The sequence below is a fragment of the Bradyrhizobium sp. R2.2-H genome (assembly GCF_004346455.1).
Taxonomy (GTDB): domain Bacteria; phylum Pseudomonadota; class Alphaproteobacteria; order Rhizobiales; family Xanthobacteraceae; genus Bradyrhizobium; species Bradyrhizobium diversitatis.
In genome coordinates, this window is the sequence record NZ_SMBR01000003.1 from 276,990 (window position 1) to 294,486 (window position 17,497).

Genomic DNA, 17,497 nt, shown 5'->3' on the forward strand with positions numbered 1-17,497 from the left:
ATCCTCCCGCGTTCCTCGTAACCCTGCCGAATTGACTTAACAAGCGAATAAAAAGTGTTATATTGAACGAAAACGTGGATCAATTGGCCATGGCGTTCGAACCAAGCTTGCTTCGAACCTTCGTCAAGGTTGCGGAAGGGCGCAGTTTCACACGTGCGGCGGAGGCTTTGAACTCCACGCAATCGACTGTGAGCGCCCAGATTCACCGGCTTGAAGCCCAGGCCGGTCAGGCGCTATTCGAACGCAACACCCGGAATGTGACGCTGTCGCGGGCTGGAGAAACTCTCCTCGGTTATGCGCGAACGATCTTGCAACTGAATGAAGACGCGCATGCTGCCCTCGTTGGAAGCCATTTTGCGGGACGATTGAAGATCGGTGTTGCGGAAGATCTCGTCGATGACTGGCTGCCGAAGATTCTCAAGCGCTACACTCGCAAGCATCCCGCTCTCGCTCTGGAATTGGAAATCGGCATTGTCACGCAGCTACTTCAAAAACTTGAAGCCCGGGAGCTTGATCTTGCAGTCGGCTCCATTTGCGATGCGAAAATAGCTGGTTGGCGCCTTTGGCAGGAGCCGCTGGTTTGGGCTTTTGCCGAAAAGCGAAACTTGCCTGATCCGCTGCCCCTCGCATTCTTTCCGGAGCCTTGTCCGTATCGCGAGCTCGCGCTGCGCGCGCTCGCCAAATCGGGCTGCCCTTGGCAGTTTGCGGGCTCGTCTCCGAGTCTTGCCGGCATGCGCGCTATCGTGAGGGCGGGTCTTGCCGCAACGCCATTGCCGCGCGGATTGATTGGCGCCGGCCTACGTGTTGTTGACGGGGAGAAAGGCCTGCCAACACTGCCGGATGTGGAATATGTAGTCCATATCCGAAGCGACGATCGAAGAGAGGCCGTGACGACGTTGGCAGGCCTTATTCGAGACGCGGCCGGTCGCACGTAAGCGCCGCCGGTCAGTGACGCAACCCGTTACAGCATTACGGTGACAGTGCATTTAATTGACGCCGGCCGCTTTCACGGCCATGATGCAGCATGGCTCGTCTCGCTCGCGTCGTCATCCCCGGTCACCCCCACCATGTCACCCAGCGCGGCAATGGCCGGGGGCGCACGTTCTTCGAGGACGGCGATTATGCGCTGTATCGCGACCTGCTTGCAGCGAATTGCAGGGACGCTGGGGTCGAGGTGTGGGCCTGGTGCCTGATGCCGAACCACGTGCACCTGATCCTGGTGCCGTCCGATCCCGACGGGCTGCGGCGTGCGCTCTCGCGCGTGCACCGCAGCTACGCCGGGATCATTCACGCGCGACGTAAGCGTACCGGTCATTTCTGGCAGGGCCGGTTCGGCGCTGTTGCCATGGACGAAGAACATCTCGCGGCGGCGCTGCGCTACGTGTCGCTCAATCCGGTGCGCGCGCGGCAGGTAGCGCGGGCACAGGACTGGCGCTGGTCGAGCACGCGCGCGCATTTGCGCGGCAAGGAGGACGGCGTGACCGCGCTGGCGCCGATCCGCGATCGTTTTCCGGAGTTCGCCGATCTGCTGGCGACCGAGCCGGAAGACGATCTGTTCGACGCCCTGCGTTCAGCCGAGAGCATCGGCCGGCCGCTCGGAGACAGCCGCTTTCTCGCCCGGCTGGAACGTCAGACCGGGCGTGTCCTCAAGCCTGCCAAGCGCGGGCCGAAGCCGTCGGTGGAGGAGGGGGGTATTTAGTGCACTGTCACCGTAATAATTCCCTTGAACCCCGCCAGAGGTGGCGCCGACTAAAGGCATGGCCCCACTCGTTGCAGAACTCCTGTTTGACCTCGTCAGGTGCCTCGTTGGTGGCTGGCTGAGACCAGGCTGGGGTGGCCATCTGTGCGTGGCTCGATACGAAGATTCATGGCCGTGCTGCACGCTTTGTCGTGGGCCGCCTTCTGCTGGGATTGTGATGTACTCCGTTAAAGCGAGCCTCCTCATCGCATTGGCCATCGGGGCGCTCATCTCGACGGTGCTCCTCGTCCTGGAGCCGCTGACCGACTTCGCGTTCCTCTCGCTGGAATGGCCGGGCATCACCGCAGCGTATTTTTTCTTGGGAGCGGTCGGAGGATCCACCGTCCTCGGCATCGCCATTTGCTGGGGCGTGAATGCACTGACCTACGGTCTGGGTGCTTTCGTCATTCTCAGCGCCTTCAAGGTGCTGAGGGAAGCATGAAGCGCCAGCTTCACATGATGGGAAAGATTACGAGGGTTGCTGCGCTTTGGGGCACCGCGGGCAGATTGGCTCGACCTTGATAGCAGCCGAGGCCGCAGCGCTTGTTTGATCGTGCACGGCCGCCTCCGCCGACCGTGCCCGCTTCGTCACGCCGCCTTTTCCACACCCTTCGCGACGATCTCGACTTCGAAATAGCCCATGTCACGGAGCTCGGCGGCCTTCTTCTCGGCCGCTTCCCTGGTGTCGCGCTTCAAAATGATCTGGCCCGCTCCGTCGCGGGCGCAAACGAAATAAGGCATTTTCGATTCCCAATTTCGTTTGCATATACATGGCTCCGGATTCCCGCAAGAATACGGGTCACCGCTCCAGCCCGGCCTTTTGCCGCATCTCGTCGATCAGCTCCGAGGCCTCGGCCCTGGTCAGTTTCTCCTCGGGCAGGTCCTGATGCGCCTGCCCGGCGAGGGTCTCGAGATAGGATTCCTGGGCTCATTCGTGGGCTCCCGTCATCGGGTCGTCCCCGGAAACCCAATCCTTCGGTTCCATCCGGATGTCGTCCGCCATCGAAAATCTCCTTCTCCGTCAAACGCCGGACTCGACTCATCGTTCCGTTTTTGTTCTCTTTGGCCATATTCAAATCGCGAGGGCTGAACATGCCGGACCTGGACTTTGTCAGGCGGGAGATCGAACGGATGCGCATCCAGATTGGCAGGCAGAGAAAGGAGATCCTCCAGCTGCAGCGGGCGGGCGTCGGCACCGCCTCGGCCGTAGCGCTGCTGTCGCGGATGGAGGCGAAGGTTGAAAGTCTCTGCGCCCAGCGTGACGCGTTGAGGAGCGCAGAGCCGCATCACAACAAGGGCAGGGTGCTCGGCGGGAGGACATGGTGAGCAGGCGCTGGTTCGACGACGAGAGAGAACTGTCGCCCTTCCTGACCGCGCTCGAGGACGTTCGTAGAAAGGCGACGCGGGAAGGGTGGTGCTACGCCCACGTCCAGGCCATCATCGTGGCCATCGACCAGTACGCAGAGGCCGCGACGGGCAACCGCGAGTATTTTTTGAACAAGCCGGTTTCGATCGGCGACAGCCGGAAGGCTGCGGATATTCCGTGATCGGCTGCGCTCTCGTGTCGTTGCTCGTGCATCGCATCGGGGCAAGTCGCCGGTGTCGCCGCTCCCGGTCGAGATGCGACGCGCCGTCAAGCTGCACGAGTTCGAATTGCGACGACGGCGCTCCCAGTTGCAGCTTGTTCGCCAAGAGCGGCCGCAAGCTGGAAGAGTCGCGATGGGCGGCGGCGCGCAGGCGTGGCCGTCATCGGACCATCTTCTGCGCTCCCGTTACGAAGGGCAACGAGGGCGAAGACATGCGCGCTCGTCGTTGCGCCGATCAGCGTGGCGAGACCGAGGAGGAGGACGCTGACCTGGTCCGGCCGGGCGAAGCGGCCTTTCTCGGCGGAGAAATCCGTCGCGTTTTGCGGGACTTTGGACGTGCTTCGGGTGCAATCCCGTTCTGCTCGTCGAATTTCTTCAACCAGGCCTGGATGTATCGGGGATCATCGGGACAAAGCCGTTCCAGCAAACGAAGGTTCTGCGCTCTGAATTCCACAAGGGTTTTCGGCATAACTCCTCCTCAAAAGCCTGCCCGCCGAAAAGGTGCTTCGGGAGGGGAGCCGGGTCAACGGCAAAGAGAGGCTTGAAATTCCGGACGAGCCGATGCAGCGCAAGCGCGCCAAAAAGCGAAAACCCCGCCTGGGGGAAGCGGGGTTCTCTGTCGGAGGTGAAGCTTGGGGACGCTTCAACTGTAAGACGCGCGAGCCGGCAGAAAGTTCAAAAGAAAATCCACAGCCGGACTTGCCGGGCAAACGCGTCACGCGTTTGTCGCGAGGGAGAACCGCTGCGCACTTCTTCCGGATCGTGCTTCAGGCCGCAATCCGGTGGTCGACAGGTGTCGTCAGGAACTTGAGCGCTTCTGCATGTGCGAGGTCGGGAACGGCGATCGCGGTGTGGCTGTACATCGCATGCGTCCGCGACTTCGCGATCCCGTCCAGGATCTCGCGGCCCTTGATGACGTGGAGACCCATGCCCTCTTCAGTGGGGAAGATCGCCAGCACGACGTCATAAGCCGCGATGACGGCCCTGAGCGCTTCGGCCTTGTCTTCGGCGACCTCGACAAAAATACGAACATCAGCCGCGAGTTCACGCAGCTCGTCAAAATCCAGCACTGTGGGATACTCCAACGCAACAGACCTGATCGAAGCTTGGCCGCGTTAGGTTACCGAAGTGTCAACAACGCCGGCCGAGCCACAGGTTTCACGTGCAGGTGACACCGCAGGCGGATCAAGAAGAGTCGCGACAGCGAAACCCCGCCTGGGGGAAGCGGGGCTCTCTGGTGGGGGGGCTTGGGGACTTCAATTCTAAGACGCGCCAGCCGCCGAATTGTTCAAAAAGAGAGCGGGAATCGTTCACAGGAGGAAGGGAGTCCTTGCGAACCCGTGCTTGCGTTTTCGGCCTCGATGGGTTCTAAGCCCGGACACTTCATGACCTCTGGCATGAATCAGCAGCGCGCCCCCGCGGTCCGGCCGCGTCCTCTCCGGGAATTGCTCGCGCCCCCCATTCAAAGGAATTCAGACATGGCGAAGATGACGAAAACCCAATTGATCGATGCAATTGCCGAGGGCACGCAGCTTTCGAAGAACGACGTGAAGTCGGTGATCGAGTACATGGCGACGGTCGGCTACAAGGAGCTCAACGAGTCCGGTGAGTTCGTCATTCCCGGCTTCGTGAAGATGTCGGTCGTGAACAAGCCGGCGACCGAAGCGCGCATGGGCGTCAATCCCTTCACCAAGGAGCCGATGCAGTTTGCGGCGAAGCCCGCGAGCAAATCGGTCAAGGCCTCGCCGCTGAAGGTCGCCAAGGACGCCGTCTGAGGCGCAAGCGACTTTCGTTCTCACAGACCTCGCAGATCATCGCGTCTCCACGACGAAGCTCGCGATGCCGGCTTCCAAAGGGCCGAGCGGTTGCGCTGCACCGTTGCCGGTCCGCTGGATTTCAGCCGATCGATGCGCAAGGGCGAGGCTTCGCTTCGCTGGCATGCAATCCGCGCCCGTCGCCTTCAAGAGATCACACCGACTTCAATAGAAAAGCCCCGCGCTTTCGCGCGGGGCTCTCTTGGCTGACGGCGTTGGGATTTCAGCGCCTGGCCGCCAACCGTATTTCAAACTTAAGGTTGAAAATCTAAAAAGCAACAGCGCCGCGGTGACGGAGTATGTTCGTCAGGCGGCGCTGCCGTGTGACTGGGCGCTGAAATCCCCAGCTTCCATAAGTCTACGCCGCTCAGAAAAGGTTCAACGCGAGGCCGGCGAAATTTAGCCGGAGGGGCTGGACTTCTCGTTCTCTTTTTGTTCTAGTGCGGGTCGCCTTGGGAGACTTTTGGAGGTGACTCATGACTGTCGAAAAACAGCGCGAAGTGATCAGGCTCTGGAACGAGCTCAGGAAGCTCGAGGGGCCTGCCGCAGAAGAGCTTCGCATCCAGATCCTCGAATGCTTCTCCAAGGCGAAAACGAAGCGGGCGGCTTGATCCGCGTCAACCCGCGCGCGTGATCACGGTCCAGCCGCTCGCGCGCGATTTGCCGCCGAAGAGTTCGGCGGCGAAGAGCTGTGCGGCCGAAGGTGCGAGAGTTCTCGCCTTCATCGATCGTTAGGATTCGCTCCGCGCCGGTTTTCTCGACTCCGATTCGTTCTTCGAGAACGAAATGGAGTCGGATGCAGAACAGGGGCGCCCAGCGGCGGCGATGCGGACCCGCAGCCGGAAAGAGACGGAGTGATGCCCGGCCCCGCGCGAGGCTTCTCCGAAAGGGCGAGACGAGGAAAGCGCCATGGATGCGGACTGCTCCGATCGATGTCGCAAAGTGTTTGTTAAGAACTGCTCCGCACCCATTTCTGCGATTCCGATTCGTTCTTCGAGAACGAAATGGAGTCGAAGCCGGAACAAGGTCGGCCGGTCTTTCGCCTGTCCCGACGGCTGAGGCGCCGCCTCCGATGTGCCTAACGAGTGCTTGCGCGGACGCCGATAACCCTATTCGGTTAGGTTAAAAGCCCAATCGCGTTGCGCTTGCCGCGGGGTGGGGTAGGTGTCTGGCAAGAAGCAAGAAGCGACTTTGCCAACAAGCAATTTTGTCATGACGCCTTTTTCGACGCCGTCCTTCTACCAAGGCGACCGGTACACCTACCGGCGCGTCGCCGTCGTCGGCACGCTGTTCTGTCTCGCTTTCGTGGTGATCAGCTTCTCGCTGCGGCCGCAGGCCGAGGACACGCGCGTGGCGGTCAAGGCCGACCGGCTGGTGCGCACGGCGGGCCAGGCTGCGCGCGCCAACTAAAGCGCGATGCGATTGGGATCAATTGTCATCGCGCTTCAGGTTGTTGTTTGGGCATGATCTCCGCGCAAACGCGTTCCGCGTTTGTCGCGAGGGAAAACCGCTGCGCACTTTTCCGGATCATGCTCTAGCGTTCGTCGCCGTAGATGCGATCGTCGGCCGGCGCCTGCGGGCAAGCGACGCCGCCGCGCGAGGCGAGCGCGACGAAGCCGGCATAGCCGGACAGGTTGAGCAAGACTTCGAGCCACGCGGGCATGTCGGACCTCTTTTCCCTCCGCTCAGCGTGAGGAAGGGACTCAACGTCCGCGCGCAATCGGGGTTCCCTGCTCCCGAAAAGAACTCACACCGGAGAGGAGGGGTCGAGCCGGCGGCCGAGGGCCGCGACGGACTTGCTCGACGGCTGCTCGTTCAGGAACTCGGCGATCGCCCGCGCCAGTTCGCCGTCGGTCATCGGCGTCGGCGGCGGGCGCAGGGTGCCGACACCGAAGCTGCGGACGATCTCGTCGTAATGCTGATCGTCGGATCTGGGAACCAACTTGCGGATACGGGCCAGCAAAGCGGATAATGGCAAAAATTCCTCCTCGATCGTCCGCCCCGCTGGCAGCAATTGCGGTCTGCTGCCATTGGCTCCCGTTAAACTGAAAAACCCCGCCAGCATCGCGGAGATACTGACGGGGTCTTCGTGCTGTTGCCTCGACCCGGATGGCGGAGGCTCCCGCACTTGGCAAATCAATCCGCGTCCGGCGATTTCGTTCCCCTTGCATCAACGCTTTTTGAGCGCGCCGGGTTTCCGCGGGTCGCGCAACCATCGCAGACGCTCGCGGTTATCCCGCGAAGACGCGAAGGAGAGGAGCATGAAGAAGACATTGGCAGTTCTGGCCACGATCGCGGCCGTCGGCGTGACCGCCGTCGCGGCGCCTGCGCCGGCCGAGGCGCGCGGTCGCGGCATCGGCCCGGGCCTCGCGTTCGGCCTTGCTGCCGGCGCCATCACCGCGGGCGCGGTCGCAGCCTCCCGACCGTATGGCTATTACGGTCCCGGTTACGGCTATTATGGCGGCCCGGGCTATTATTACGGGCCGGGTCCGTACGCCTATTACGGCGGTGGGCCGTACTACCGCCATCGCCACTGGCGCCATTGGTAGCCGCCAATAGCGAAAAGCCCGGAGCGTTGCTCCGGGCTTTTTTCATTCGCATGTCCTCGCGCTTGCCTGCGCGGCGATGCTATGGCCAGAGCGATGGCCGTTCCACCTTGCGGGCGTTCTCCAGCGTCGACACGAAGTATTCTTCGCGCTCGCGCTTGAACTTCTCTTGCGTAGCACGGAAGGCGGCGACCCGGGCGGCGATCTCATCGCGCTCGCGCGCTTTGCGTTCTTCGTCTTCGGTCATGTGAAAATCCCCTCCACACCTGAGTATGTGCACATGTGAACTCAAGCGCTGCCGCCGCAATCACGTTGAGTCGCGTCAACACATCCATTGGCGCTCCTGAATGGGGCGTCAATGGGGAGGAGGCATTGCAGGATTGTGATAAGCGAAGACCGGAAGAAAAAGTTGCCGAGCGCGTTGCGTTCGCGCTTGATAAGTACGTCAGCGATCTTGTCGCTTGTGCATATTGCTGTCAGGCCAAACGAGTCGGGAGGCGCGATTGATCGCATCGGATCTTCAGAGCGGCGTCGAGCGGCTCGGCGACATGATCGCCGAGGCCAGGACCATCGTGCCGTTCACCGGCGCCGGCATCTCGACCGAATGCGGCATTCCCGACTTCCGCTCACCGGGCGGAATTTGGACGCGCAACCGTCCGATCCCGTTCGACGAGTTCGTCGCGAGCCCGGAGGCGCGCAACGAATCCTGGCGCCGCCGCTTCGCGATGGAGGAGGTGTTTGCCGCAGCGAAGCCCGGCCGCGGCCATCGCGCGCTGGCCTCGCTCTACCGCGCCGGCAAGGTTCCCGCCGTCATCACCCAGAACATCGACAATCTGCATCAGGCCTCGGGCTTCGCCAGCGAGCACGTGGTTGAGCTTCACGGAAATACCACTTATGCGCGCTGCATCGGATGTGGGCAGGCCTATCCGCTCGACTGGGTGAGGCGCCGTTTCGACGACGATGGCGCGGCGCCCAATTGCACGGCATGCGACGAGCCGGTGAAAACCGCCACGATCTCCTTCGGCCAGATGATGCCGGACGACGAAATGCAGCGCGCGACCGCGCTGTCGCAGGCCTGCGACCTCTTCATCGCGATCGGTTCCTCGCTCGTGGTGTGGCCGGCCGCGGGCTTTCCCATGATAGCCAAGCGCACTGGTGCACGTCTGGTCATCATCAATCGCGAGCCGACCGAGCAGGACGACATCGCCGATCTCGTCATCCACCACGACATCGGCGAAACGCTCGGGCCCTTTGTCGGCAATTGAGACGAACCAATTTGATTCGCTGCGATGCAAGCTGTTCATAGGTTCCGGCGAATCTCTTTTTTGTCTATGCCTCTCAACCGAGAGTGTTATCTTTTGAGTCGGAAGATTCGCGTCGCGTCGAGTTGAGAACATTTTCAAAGGACGCGTGATTCGAGCGCCGCCAATGTGGCGGATGGCATGGCACTGTGGGGTCCGGGGTTATGGGGTCGTCGGACGGATTTGAGTCCAAGAAGCTTGGAGTTCCCGGGCAGGGAGTATCGCCCGGGCGGATGACGCCGGGCGAGCACGGCGGTGCCGGCCGCGATAGCGGGCTCAGCCCCTTCAGCGGGCTCGGTGAGGCCAGCGCCAATCTCGTCGAGGTCCATGGCGTCATCAAATGGTTCGATGCCTCCAAAGGCTACGGCTTCATCGTTCCCGACAATGGATGGCCGGACGTGCTCCTGCACGTCACCGTGCTCAGGCGCGACGGTTTCCAGACCGCTTATGAAGGCGCCCGCATCGTCGTCGAGTGCATTCAGCGCACCAAAGGCTACCAGGCCTTCCGCGTGGTCTCGATGGACGAGTCGACCGCGATCCATCCGGCGCAGATGCTGCCGCCGCGCACCCATGTCACGGTCACTCCGACCAGCGGGCTGGAACGGGCCCAGGTCAAATGGTTCAACCGGCTGCGCGGCTTCGGCTTCCTGACCTGCGGCGAGGGCACACCCGACATTTTCGTGCACATGGAGACCCTGCGCCGCTTCGGCATGACTGAACTCAGGCCGGGCCAGTACGTCCTGGTCCGTTTCGGGCCCGGCTCCAAGGGCATGATGGCGGCCGAGATCCATCCCGAGACCGGATCGCCGGGATTGCAGTCGCACTGAACACCACCAATTCTCGCGATCGTGAGCAGGGGCGTGCCGGCTGGCCGGCGCGCCTCTTTCCTTTCCGATGGCCGCCGCGTAAGGACTTGCCCAGTCCCCCACGCCTCGAGAGCCCCATGAATTCTGATCGAAAGGCCGCCCGGTCCGCTGCGCAGGGCTGGCTTGCCGCCATCCTCGTCATCATCGGCTGTGTCGTCACCAGCGCGCCCGTCGGCGCCGCCAGCTTCCAGCCGCTCGAGATCGTCACCAAGAACGGCGTGCAGGTTTTCTCGGTGGAAATGGCGACGACCGAGGAGGAGAAGCAGACCGGCCTGATGTATCGCAAGGAATTGGCGGACGGCAAAGGCATGCTGTTCGACTTCAATCCCGAGCAGGAAGTGTCGATGTGGATGAAGAACACGTATGTGTCGCTCGACATGATCTTCATCCGCGCCGACGGCCGCATCCTGCGCATCGCCGAGAACACCGAGCCGCTGTCGACCAAGATCATCTCGTCCCGAGGCCCGGCCCGGGCCGTGCTGGAGGTGGTGGCAGGAACGGCGCAGAAGTACGGCATCCGCCCCGGTGACCGCGTCGGCCACCCCCTGTTCGGCAGCAAATAGGGGCGGGCGAGGCGATTGCCCGGCCTTGCCGGGGTCTTTTGGAAGCTTGCTGGCGCCTTCTGGAAGCTTGCTGGCGCCTTGGGAAGCGTGTATCGACGGGGCTCGCCGGACATTCGGGGTATAGCGCAGCCTGGTAGCGCGGCAGTTTTGGGTACTGCAGGTCGTTGGTTCGAATCCAGCTGCCCCGACCAGTCCCGAGAAGGCTCGCAGGGGCGTGGGATCGCAGAACTGCGACCGTAACCGTAACTCCGCTCAGAACAGCAGCCAGTCAACAACCCGCCAGGCGCCCCAGGCGAGGGCGCAGATCCAGCCCAGCATTGCAATTCCCGCCACGCCAAGTCCGCAGAGCGGCAACAGCGAGATTCCGGTCTCCTGGACGTCGGATAGCTTCTCGGTCGTATCGATCTGGCTCACTGCTCCCCCTTGGCCATGCGGCCTGCTCATCATTGGTCTCGGCTCGCTCGCAGAAATTCACCGGTCGCGCTTCTGCTCACACGGACGTGAGATGGGATGACCGTCCGTTCATGGCGGGCGCACGCGGATCGTTGATATTCACGGACGCCTCGCGATGGACGGGAATACCTGCAGCGCACGGTGCTGCGTTTGGTTACTCCGGCCGAACCCGTAAAATGTCTGCCGGGCCGCTTTTTTTTCGCAGCGCAGCGCGTGCTTTGCGGGATGTGTGCGTTGAAGGGAGGATCTGGCGCGCAACAGGCGCCGTGCCCGAGGTCTCTTTCGAGCGAGGTCTCCATGTCGATCAGCGCGATTGCATCCACCACCGCGGCCGTAACGACGTCCGCTTCGACCGCAACGGCGTCGTCGCCTGCGGCATCCTCAACGTTGGCGGCTTCGTCGACGGACGCCGCCTCATCGACCTCGTCGGAATCGTCCTCGCAATCGGCGAGTGGAAGCTCGGGATCGGGCGGCGGCTCGGCCAAGACCATCGTCAGCGAGGTCTCCATGACTATCGACGGCGCAACCACCACCACCATCACCTATTCCGACGGCACCACAGAGGTCGAGACCTCCGCGAGCATGCAAGGCAGTCAAGGCAATTCGTCCGGGCAGACCTACAACGCGCAAGGCGCGCTCGCGACGAATGCCCAGAACGCGTCCGGCAGCGCCTCCAGCGCCAGCGCCACGTCCCAGTCGGCTTGATCGCCGAGGCAGGGCAGGCGGCATATTGCGCGTGAGTCGTTTGCGAGTGGTCTGTCCCAGTCCCTTGAAGCCCTTGCGCTCATAGTCTGCGCCACACGACTTCTGCGCGATTTCTCAAGGGATTGGTGAGGGGCCGCGCGCGCGGAATTGCCAAAGATTCATCGAACCTTTGGTTGTTGCAACAGACATATGGGTGTTGGGGATTTCAGCGCCCAATGTCTAAACGGACGCCGCCAAGCGATGATATTCCGCTTGCGCGGCGTTGCGCTTTTCCGGCCGGGCCGATCAACTCGACGCGTGCCAGCCGGGTGGAAACGGCACCAACGGCCAGATCGCCTCGTTGTCGTTGGCGGCGTTCGGCCGCTCCTGCGGCGGCGTCTTCACCACTGATGCTGGCGGCATCATTCGCAGCGCGAGGCGCAGAGATGCGCATTGCAGTTTCATGATCGTCATCCCGGCACGTCGATGATTTCCAAACGTCCGGTCGTTTTCAAAGTTCGACGTCAGCTGGAAAATCAACGTGCGTCTGAAACAGCGTTCGTTCTCAAATCGCGTGCAGTCTAGAAAACCCGGCGCCGGCTTACAACCGGTCGTGCCGCTTCATCCCAAGAAGTAAGGTTGATCGGTTAGGTTAAAGGCGAGCGTTTGTTGCGGCCATCCGGGCGGCTGCTATCAGGTCTGTCCCGGCTCGCGATGGGCGGCCTTCGATCCGTGCGACCACAGGTCACGGTTCGCCGCGGCGCCCATCGGTTGAGTTCTGCGCCAGCGAGTTCCGCCACATGTCTCTTGATCGCAATCTCAAGACCATTGGTCCGCAGTCGAGCTGGACCGATATCTGGCACCTCTGGACAGTGATCGTGCCGCGCCGCTCCATCAATGGGCAGTTCGTGGTCGGCAAGGTCTGGCGCCGCCGCGACGGCCGCGACTGGATCTACAAGAAGTTCACCGAGTTCGACGGCGAAGAGGCGGCCTGAAGCGCGGTGAGACCGGGACGAGACATCGTCGCGCCCCGGGCTGTCGAGGCCGTGCAGTCCTAACCCGAGTGCCGCTCGCCTGCCGCCGAGCCCGGTGTCTGCACGCGCGGCAGCGGCATTTTGAAGTGACGCTTCGCATAGGCGACGATCTCGGCGTCCGAGGGATGATCGGCCGCTTCCACCGCGACGATCCGCTTGGCCAGATCGGCTGCGCTTGCGCGAATGTGGCCGGCAAGCTCTGTCTTCGCGCTCGCCGGACCGATGATGAGGATCTCGCCGGCATCAGCGACGGCTTTGGTCACCTCGGTGTAGAACGCCTTGTCGGGAGCTGCATGGCCGCTGCCGATCGCATTGGCCTTGTGATGAAGATGGCGTGTCGCCAGGTGCGGATGCAGCGTGATCTCGTCGGAGCCGCCGAGGCCGAGATGAAAGATCCTGGCCTGCAAGTGGTCGATCCATATCACGGCGTGGAAATGAGAAGGCATGGGTTCGGGCCTTGTGCGAGAGGAGTCCGCCGCGGTCGGCGCGGCGGCGCATGTCGCAGCGACATTATGCGGGACGGCGCTGCCTCCGTTGACCCAAGTCAATTCGATGCCGGCTCGACAAGCGGGGCAACAGAGGCCTCGCGCTCCGAAGGCGGCGCCCGCTCAGGCCGCCGTCGTCGCGGCTGCCCCCGGCTTCGGCGGTGGCGGTTTCAGCGGCTTGTCCTGCTTCTTCGACCACGAGATGTAATAGGCCACCGTCGTCATGATCGCGATGCCGGCGACGCTGACGAAGATCTGCGCCAGCAGCGAACCCGAGCTCATCGACAGCTCGAAATGGCCGACGAACGACAGAAACACGCCGACGCAGAACACGGCGAGCGACTGCTGGCCGCAGACGATCAAGGGATCGAATACCCTCCACTCCAGCCCCGGCCACTCCTTCGGCACGAAGCGGATCACCAAAATCACGATCACCACGAAATGGAGGAAGCGATACGGCGCAAGGTTGGTCTTGTCATTCGGGTTGAAGGCCGAGAACAGCCATTCCGGGAACATGCCGCCGAGGGTGGGGAAGCGGCCGGCCATGGTCATGACCAGCGCGAACAGGAGATAGCCGAGGCAGAGCCACAGCGTGATCGGCGAATTGATCAGCGTCATCGAGCGCCGGGCCCCGCCCATCGCGCACCAGGCGCCGAACACGAACAGCACCTGCCAGCAATAGGGGTTGAAGTACCACTGACCGGCCGGATAGGCCGTCAGGTTGAGGCCGTAATGGCGCGCGGCCAGCCACAGCACGATCGACAGGACCATCGTCAGGTCGGGCTTGCGCAGCATGAACCAGAGCACCGGCGGAAACAGGCCCATCAGCACGATGTACAGGGGCAGCACGTCGAGATTGAGCGGCTTGAAGCGCAGGAACAGGCCCTGGCGCAACGTCTCGGTGGCGTTGTCGACGAGGCCGGCAACGTTGAACTCGTTGATCATCTCGGAATCGCCGAAGCGCAACGCCAGATAACTGATCGACGCGATATAGATCACGAACAGGATGATGTGGGCGACATACAGCTGCCAGACCCGCTTGGTCAGCCGCGTGGCGCCGACGATGAAGCCGCGCTCCAGCATCATCCGCGCATAGACGAAGGAGGCGGTATAGCCGGAGATGAAGACGAACAGGTCGGCCGCGTCGGAAAAGCCGTAGTTGCGGGTCGTGATCCAGTTCACGACGTTGTCGGGGATATGGTCGAGAAAGATCGCCCAGTTCGCGACGCCGCGAAACAGGTCGAGCCGGAGATCGCGGCCCTTGTCGGGAAGCGTTGCACTGATGTTCAGGAAGGCCATGCGACGGGAGCTCTCGAAGAGATCGGATAGGCTGATGCGGCAGTGCCGCCGGGCGGAATCCCGGCGCCGAGGGCAGGTACGGAATTGTCACGGTGCAGCATAATGACTATACCGTTGGCGAGGGGCCGGGGGGCCGGAATCACCGATCAAGTCCCGATCGGTTTCTCTATACTATCCCTGAGGTTTCCACCAACTGCCACCGTGACGCATCGAAATCGACCGAAAAGACGAAGAGGCCCGGACCAGCCATGACCGCACGCATTTTCAAGCCAGCCAAGAACGCGATGCAATCCGGCCGGTCCAAGACGAAGGAATGGCAGCTCGACTACGAGCCGGAGCAGCCGCGCTCGGTCGAGCCGCTGATGGGCTGGACGTCGTCCGGCGACATGAAGCAGCAGATCACGCTGCGCTTCCACAGCAAGGAAGAGGCGGTCGCCTATTGCGAGCGCAAGGGCATCGCCTACCAGGTCATCGAGCCCCAGGAATCGATCCGCCGGCCGGTCGCCTATGCCGACAATTTCTCGTTCCGCCGCGGAGAGCCCTGGACGCATTGAGGGGCGGGCGAGTATCTGTCCGGAGCGCGCCATGAGCAGAGACAAGCGAAAGAAGCATGCGCGGGCCATGGACTTTTTGCGCTGGCTCAATGCCGAGCGTCGGGGCGCACACAGCGGTCTCATGAGGATCGACCGCAGGCTATCGCCCGTAGCCACCTATTGTGTGGAGCGCGGGCTGGCCAAAATTCGACGCAAGCCATTCGGCAAGCGGTTAAGCTTTACGATCCTGGATTCGGGACTGCGCGATCGGTCCTGAACAGTCTACGGGGCCCTGGCAGAAGCAAATCCTAGCCTCGAATCGCCCTTGGCATCAATTCCGCCCCATGCTTCGCTGCCTCGCGTGACGAGCTCATGGCGAGGCGGGGTATGGCGGGGCGTGACCAGCTCGACGGCGTCGATCTGAAGATCTTATCCGAGCTGCAACAGGACGGGCGGGTGCGCAACAACGAGCTGGCGCTGCGCGTCGGCGTGTCTGCGCCGAACTGTCTGCGGCGGCTGAAATCGCTGTTCAGCCGCGGCGTGATCCGGGCGGTGCGCGCCGTCATCGACGAGCGGCGGCTCGGTTATGAGGTGGTGTCGTTCGTCTCGATCCAGCTCGGCAGCCAGGCCCAGCCGGTGCTGGAGGCGTTCGAGAGCTCGATATCAGCGATCCCGCGCATCCAGCAGTGCTGGCGGATTTCGGGCGACACCGACTATCTGCTCAAATGCGTGGCGCCGAGCGTCGAGAGCATGCGCCAGCAGCTCCTGCATTTCGCGGCGATGCCTGATGTGAAGAACGTCCGCAGCTTCCCGGTGCTCGGCGTCGCCAAGGATGTGCCGCTGCCGTTGCAGGAGGTCGGCGCAGCGGCGCCGGCAGGATAGGATCGGAAATGCTCCCGTGCGGCCAAACCAGAATTTCATGCAATCCGAACAATGATACATGATTAACTCACCTAACTGTGACATGTGATTTGGGAAGCCCTGCAATGCGCTGAGCCGTGATTGCCGGTTCCCCTGCGCCGCCTAGATGCGAGGGGCGACCCCTCAGCGTGTTGGCATGCCGAGGCCTCTTTTGTGGGACCCTGAAGCAGGAAAAGACACCATGACATCGATTTCGAAGACGTTCGTCGCATCGGCGGCGACGCTGTTTGCATCCGCGTTTCTCATGATGACCGCACCCGCAGCGCAGGCGGAAGACTACTGCATCACCAATGGCGCGCAGGCCGCTCATGGCTGCGGCTATCCGACGATGGAAGCGTGCCGTGCCGCGGCGGGCGGTATCGGCGGCACCTGCTCGCAGAGCGGCGGTGCGAGGGCTTCGAACGACGCGTTCGCCCAGCAGCCGAAGCGGACCCACTCGCGCAAGCTCCGGCCGGGCGGCCAGACCAACTCGAACTAACGCCGCCAGTCGAGACCGGTTCAGAGATGTCGCTGCCTCCGAGATCCAACTCGGGGGCCGCAGTTCGTGACGACCACGCAGCGCACGCGCTCGCTCACCGGTACCGGCCGCGAAACTCGCGCGGTGAGGTCCCGGTCCAGCTGCGGAAGGCGCGCGAAAAGCTCTTTTCGTTGCGGAAGCCGGCGATCTCCGCGATGCGCTTGATCGGCGTGCGGCCGCGCATCAGCTCCTGCTTGGCGAGCTCGAACTTCGCCTCTTCCTTGAGATCGCGCAGCGAGGTTGCCTCCTCGCGCAGGCGCCGGTGCATGGTGCGGGTGGACAGCGCCAGCTCGCGCGCGACATCCTCGGCGCCGAGAATGCGCCCGCGCGCATTGCGGAGCACGCGGCGCACGCGCTCGACCAGCAGCCGGTCGCGCCGGTAGGGCAGCACGGTCAGCCGCAACGCGCCCTTGAGCATGTTGTCGAGATCGGCCGCGCTGCGCGTGAGCGGCAGCGACAGATAGTGCTTGTCGAAGACGATGCTGGCGCGGTTCGCATCGAAGCGGACGGCCCGGCAGAAGATAGTCGGATAGACCGAGACGTGGCCGGGCTCGGGGTAAGGGAATTCAGCCGCGCGGAGCGCGATCTGGGAATCGACGGCCCAGCACGAGAAGCCGAGCACGTAGCGGAACAGCGTGACCAGGCAGAACTCGCGGCAGGGCCCGAGGTCGCGTCGCTCACGGATCGAGACGACCGCGGTCTCGTCGCCGAGCTCGAGATCGAGCAGCACATCCTCGGTGACCAGGCGGTGATGCCGGCACCAGCGCTTGAGTGCGACCTCCAGCGTCGGCGCGGTGATCGAGGCACGGCACAGCATGCCATAGGTGCCCCAAGGCAGCCGCCGCGAGAACCAGCCGAGCGCTTCGTCGTCGAGCTCGCGCATGGCATGGCCCGCCAGCGCCTCGAATTGGGCAGCGGTGACCCGTCCATCCGGAGAATTGACGAGGTCCGGCGCGACCTGGCCCCGGTTCAATGCCTCCGCGGGATCGCGGCCGTATCGCTCATAGGCGGCGACCACGCCGCGGACGAAGGCGGCGGGGGTGACGGCGCGGCGCGGGATCGCGGTGGCGGCTTGAAAAGGCATCGGAAATCCCTCCTGAAAATCCTCGCCAAGTTTGGCGGAAAATGCAACCTTTTCGACTGCAAGAGGGCCGGGA

General features: G+C 62.9%; 29 protein-coding genes, 1 tRNA gene and 1 pseudogene. 19 read left to right on the top strand and 12 right to left on the bottom strand.

The features are described 5' to 3' along the window. The first annotated feature begins 62 nt into the window (after positions 1-62). The 3 genes from EDE08_RS08850 to EDE08_RS08860 all read left to right on the top strand — a co-directional run bounded on the left by EDE08_RS08850 (position 63) and on the right by EDE08_RS08860 (position 2,180). Positions 63-935: a LysR substrate-binding domain-containing protein gene (locus EDE08_RS08850; protein WP_131868548.1), complete on the top strand. Its 873-nt coding sequence runs from the start codon at positions 63-65 to the stop codon at positions 933-935. A gap of 89 nt (positions 936-1,024) precedes the next feature. Next, a complete protein-coding gene (locus EDE08_RS08855) occupies positions 1,025-1,699 on the top strand; it encodes a transposase (RefSeq protein ID WP_131868549.1) in 675 nt (224 codons plus the stop codon). Positions 1,700-1,916: 217 nt separating this feature from the next. Beyond that, positions 1,917-2,180: a hypothetical protein gene (locus EDE08_RS08860; protein WP_131868550.1), complete on the top strand. Its 264-nt coding sequence runs from the start codon at positions 1,917-1,919 to the stop codon at positions 2,178-2,180. Between the two features lie 146 nt (positions 2,181-2,326). On the opposite strand, the gene EDE08_RS38285 is transcribed toward EDE08_RS08860, so the two are convergent. Together EDE08_RS38285 and EDE08_RS39605 are read right to left on the bottom strand one after the other, a co-directional pair. Beyond that, positions 2,327-2,479, bottom strand: a complete 153-nt coding sequence (locus tag EDE08_RS38285) for a hypothetical protein (RefSeq protein WP_165935832.1) — start codon at positions 2,477-2,479, stop codon at positions 2,327-2,329. 58 nt (positions 2,480-2,537) lie between these two features. After that, positions 2,538-2,741 (bottom strand): annotated as a pseudogene (locus EDE08_RS39605) (DUF3072 domain-containing protein). Positions 2,742-2,830: 89 nt separating this feature from the next. On the opposite strand from EDE08_RS39605, the gene EDE08_RS08870 reads away from it, so the two are divergent. Both EDE08_RS08870 and EDE08_RS08875 read left to right on the top strand, forming a co-directional pair. Further along, a complete protein-coding gene (locus tag EDE08_RS08870) occupies positions 2,831-3,064 on the top strand; it encodes a hypothetical protein (protein ID WP_131868551.1) in 234 nt (77 codons plus the stop codon). Continuing rightward, a complete protein-coding gene (locus EDE08_RS08875) occupies positions 3,058-3,285 on the top strand; it encodes a hypothetical protein (RefSeq protein ID WP_028182153.1) in 228 nt (75 codons plus the stop codon). Before EDE08_RS08870 ends, EDE08_RS08875 begins: the two co-directional genes overlap by 7 nt. Positions 3,286-4,091: 806 nt before the next feature. Here EDE08_RS08875 and EDE08_RS08880 read toward each other — a convergent pair. Next, entirely contained in the window at positions 4,092-4,394 is a 303-nt protein-coding gene (locus tag EDE08_RS08880; RefSeq protein ID WP_131868552.1) for a hypothetical protein, read from the bottom strand. Positions 4,395-4,802: 408 nt separating this feature from the next. Here EDE08_RS08880 and EDE08_RS08885 point away from each other — a divergent pair, with 408 nt between their 5' ends. The 3 genes from EDE08_RS08885 (at position 4,803) to EDE08_RS08890 (ending at position 6,548) form a co-directional block, all read left to right on the top strand. After that, positions 4,803-5,099: an HU family DNA-binding protein gene (locus tag EDE08_RS08885; RefSeq protein ID WP_018323108.1), complete on the top strand. Its 297-nt coding sequence runs from the start codon at positions 4,803-4,805 to the stop codon at positions 5,097-5,099. Between the two features lie 515 nt (positions 5,100-5,614). Further along, positions 5,615-5,749: a hypothetical protein gene (locus EDE08_RS39355; RefSeq protein ID WP_283810545.1), complete on the top strand. Its 135-nt coding sequence runs from the start codon at positions 5,615-5,617 to the stop codon at positions 5,747-5,749. A 601-nt stretch (positions 5,750-6,350) separates the two neighbouring features. Continuing rightward, positions 6,351-6,548, top strand: coding sequence for a hypothetical protein (locus EDE08_RS08890; protein WP_131868553.1), 198 nt, complete (start codon positions 6,351-6,353; stop codon positions 6,546-6,548). 124 nt (positions 6,549-6,672) lie between these two features. Here the strand turns inward: EDE08_RS08890 and EDE08_RS39360 are convergent, their stop codons facing one another. Both EDE08_RS39360 and EDE08_RS08900 read right to left on the bottom strand, forming a co-directional pair. Next, a complete protein-coding gene (locus EDE08_RS39360) occupies positions 6,673-6,801 on the bottom strand; it encodes a hypothetical protein (RefSeq protein WP_061881883.1) in 129 nt (42 codons plus the stop codon). Between the two features lie 84 nt (positions 6,802-6,885). Further along, positions 6,886-7,203, bottom strand: a complete 318-nt coding sequence (locus EDE08_RS08900) for a hypothetical protein (RefSeq protein ID WP_245524738.1) — start codon at positions 7,201-7,203, stop codon at positions 6,886-6,888. Between the two features lie 196 nt (positions 7,204-7,399). On the opposite strand from EDE08_RS08900, the gene EDE08_RS08905 reads away from it, so the two are divergent. Continuing rightward, positions 7,400-7,687 (top strand): hypothetical protein, encoded by a 288-nt coding sequence (locus tag EDE08_RS08905; protein WP_131868554.1) that lies wholly within the window; start codon positions 7,400-7,402, stop codon positions 7,685-7,687. Positions 7,688-7,766: 79 nt separating this feature from the next. Here EDE08_RS08905 and EDE08_RS38290 read toward each other — a convergent pair whose 3' ends face one another. Next, positions 7,767-7,931 carry a hypothetical protein gene (locus EDE08_RS38290; RefSeq protein ID WP_162832225.1) on the bottom strand — a complete coding sequence of 55 codons (165 nt, stop codon included), beginning with the start codon at positions 7,929-7,931 and terminating at the stop codon, positions 7,767-7,769. Between the two features lie 256 nt (positions 7,932-8,187). Here EDE08_RS38290 and EDE08_RS08910 point away from each other — a divergent pair, with 256 nt between their 5' ends. From EDE08_RS08910 to EDE08_RS08925, 4 genes are all read left to right on the top strand, one after another. Next, the gene (locus EDE08_RS08910) at positions 8,188-8,949 is read left to right on the top strand and encodes an SIR2 family NAD-dependent protein deacylase (protein WP_165935831.1); all 762 of its coding nucleotides are present in this window, start codon (positions 8,188-8,190) and stop codon (positions 8,947-8,949) included. 200 nt (positions 8,950-9,149) lie between these two features. Beyond that, the gene (locus EDE08_RS08915; protein WP_061881880.1) at positions 9,150-9,812 is read left to right on the top strand and encodes a cold-shock protein; all 663 of its coding nucleotides are present in this window, start codon (positions 9,150-9,152) and stop codon (positions 9,810-9,812) included. Positions 9,813-9,928: 116 nt separating this feature from the next. Further along, on the top strand, positions 9,929-10,414 hold the full coding sequence (locus EDE08_RS08920; protein ID WP_131868556.1) for a DUF192 domain-containing protein: 486 nt from the start codon (positions 9,929-9,931) through the stop codon (positions 10,412-10,414). A gap of 114 nt (positions 10,415-10,528) precedes the next feature. After that, positions 10,529-10,605 (top strand) — tRNA-Pro (locus EDE08_RS08925). Between the two features lie 61 nt (positions 10,606-10,666). On the opposite strand, the gene EDE08_RS08930 is transcribed toward EDE08_RS08925, so the two are convergent. Then, complete coding sequence (locus EDE08_RS08930) at positions 10,667-10,828, bottom strand: RNA-binding protein (protein WP_245524739.1); 162 nt, start codon at positions 10,826-10,828, stop codon at positions 10,667-10,669. Between the two features lie 29 nt (positions 10,829-10,857). Then, a complete protein-coding gene (locus EDE08_RS39015) occupies positions 10,858-11,376 on the bottom strand; it encodes a hypothetical protein (protein ID WP_245524740.1) in 519 nt (172 codons plus the stop codon). On the opposite strand from EDE08_RS39015, the gene EDE08_RS39020 reads away from it, so the two are divergent. After that, positions 11,375-11,572 carry a hypothetical protein gene (locus tag EDE08_RS39020; RefSeq protein WP_245524741.1) on the top strand — a complete coding sequence of 66 codons (198 nt, stop codon included), beginning with the start codon at positions 11,375-11,377 and terminating at the stop codon, positions 11,570-11,572. The two genes, EDE08_RS39015 and EDE08_RS39020, sit on opposite strands and share 2 nt — an antisense overlap. Positions 11,573-11,857: 285 nt before the next feature. Here the strand turns inward: EDE08_RS39020 and EDE08_RS08940 are convergent, their stop codons facing one another. Further along, on the bottom strand, positions 11,858-12,091 hold the full coding sequence (locus EDE08_RS08940; RefSeq protein WP_131868558.1) for a hypothetical protein: 234 nt from the start codon (positions 12,089-12,091) through the stop codon (positions 11,858-11,860). Between the two features lie 260 nt (positions 12,092-12,351). Between EDE08_RS08940 and EDE08_RS08945 the strand changes: the two genes are divergently transcribed. Beyond that, positions 12,352-12,546, top strand: a complete 195-nt coding sequence (locus EDE08_RS08945; protein ID WP_061881492.1) for a hypothetical protein — start codon at positions 12,352-12,354, stop codon at positions 12,544-12,546. Between the two features lie 59 nt (positions 12,547-12,605). Here the strand turns inward: EDE08_RS08945 and EDE08_RS08950 are convergent, their stop codons facing one another. Both EDE08_RS08950 and EDE08_RS08955 read right to left on the bottom strand, forming a co-directional pair. Beyond that, positions 12,606-13,031, bottom strand: a complete 426-nt coding sequence (locus EDE08_RS08950; RefSeq protein WP_131868559.1) for a translational machinery protein — start codon at positions 13,029-13,031, stop codon at positions 12,606-12,608. Positions 13,032-13,193: 162 nt separating this feature from the next. Next, positions 13,194-14,369: an OpgC domain-containing protein gene (locus EDE08_RS08955; protein ID WP_131868560.1), complete on the bottom strand. Its 1,176-nt coding sequence runs from the start codon at positions 14,367-14,369 to the stop codon at positions 13,194-13,196. A gap of 248 nt (positions 14,370-14,617) precedes the next feature. Between EDE08_RS08955 and EDE08_RS08960 the strand changes: the two genes are divergently transcribed. The 4 genes from EDE08_RS08960 to EDE08_RS08975 all read left to right on the top strand — a co-directional run bounded on the left by EDE08_RS08960 (position 14,618) and on the right by EDE08_RS08975 (position 16,301). Next, the gene (locus EDE08_RS08960; RefSeq protein WP_008567648.1) at positions 14,618-14,923 is read left to right on the top strand and encodes an ETC complex I subunit; all 306 of its coding nucleotides are present in this window, start codon (positions 14,618-14,620) and stop codon (positions 14,921-14,923) included. A 31-nt stretch (positions 14,924-14,954) separates the two neighbouring features. Continuing rightward, positions 14,955-15,179: a hypothetical protein gene (locus EDE08_RS08965; protein WP_131868561.1), complete on the top strand. Its 225-nt coding sequence runs from the start codon at positions 14,955-14,957 to the stop codon at positions 15,177-15,179. A 110-nt stretch (positions 15,180-15,289) separates the two neighbouring features. Next, positions 15,290-15,784 (top strand): Lrp/AsnC family transcriptional regulator, encoded by a 495-nt coding sequence (locus EDE08_RS08970; RefSeq protein WP_131868562.1) that lies wholly within the window; start codon positions 15,290-15,292, stop codon positions 15,782-15,784. Positions 15,785-16,004: 220 nt separating this feature from the next. Then, positions 16,005-16,301: a DUF3551 domain-containing protein gene (locus tag EDE08_RS08975; protein ID WP_131868563.1), complete on the top strand. Its 297-nt coding sequence runs from the start codon at positions 16,005-16,007 to the stop codon at positions 16,299-16,301. Between the two features lie 94 nt (positions 16,302-16,395). Here EDE08_RS08975 and EDE08_RS08980 read toward each other — a convergent pair whose 3' ends face one another. Next, positions 16,396-17,424, bottom strand: coding sequence for an AraC family transcriptional regulator (locus EDE08_RS08980; protein ID WP_131868564.1), 1,029 nt, complete (start codon positions 17,422-17,424; stop codon positions 16,396-16,398). Positions 17,425-17,497 lie beyond the last annotated feature (73 nt).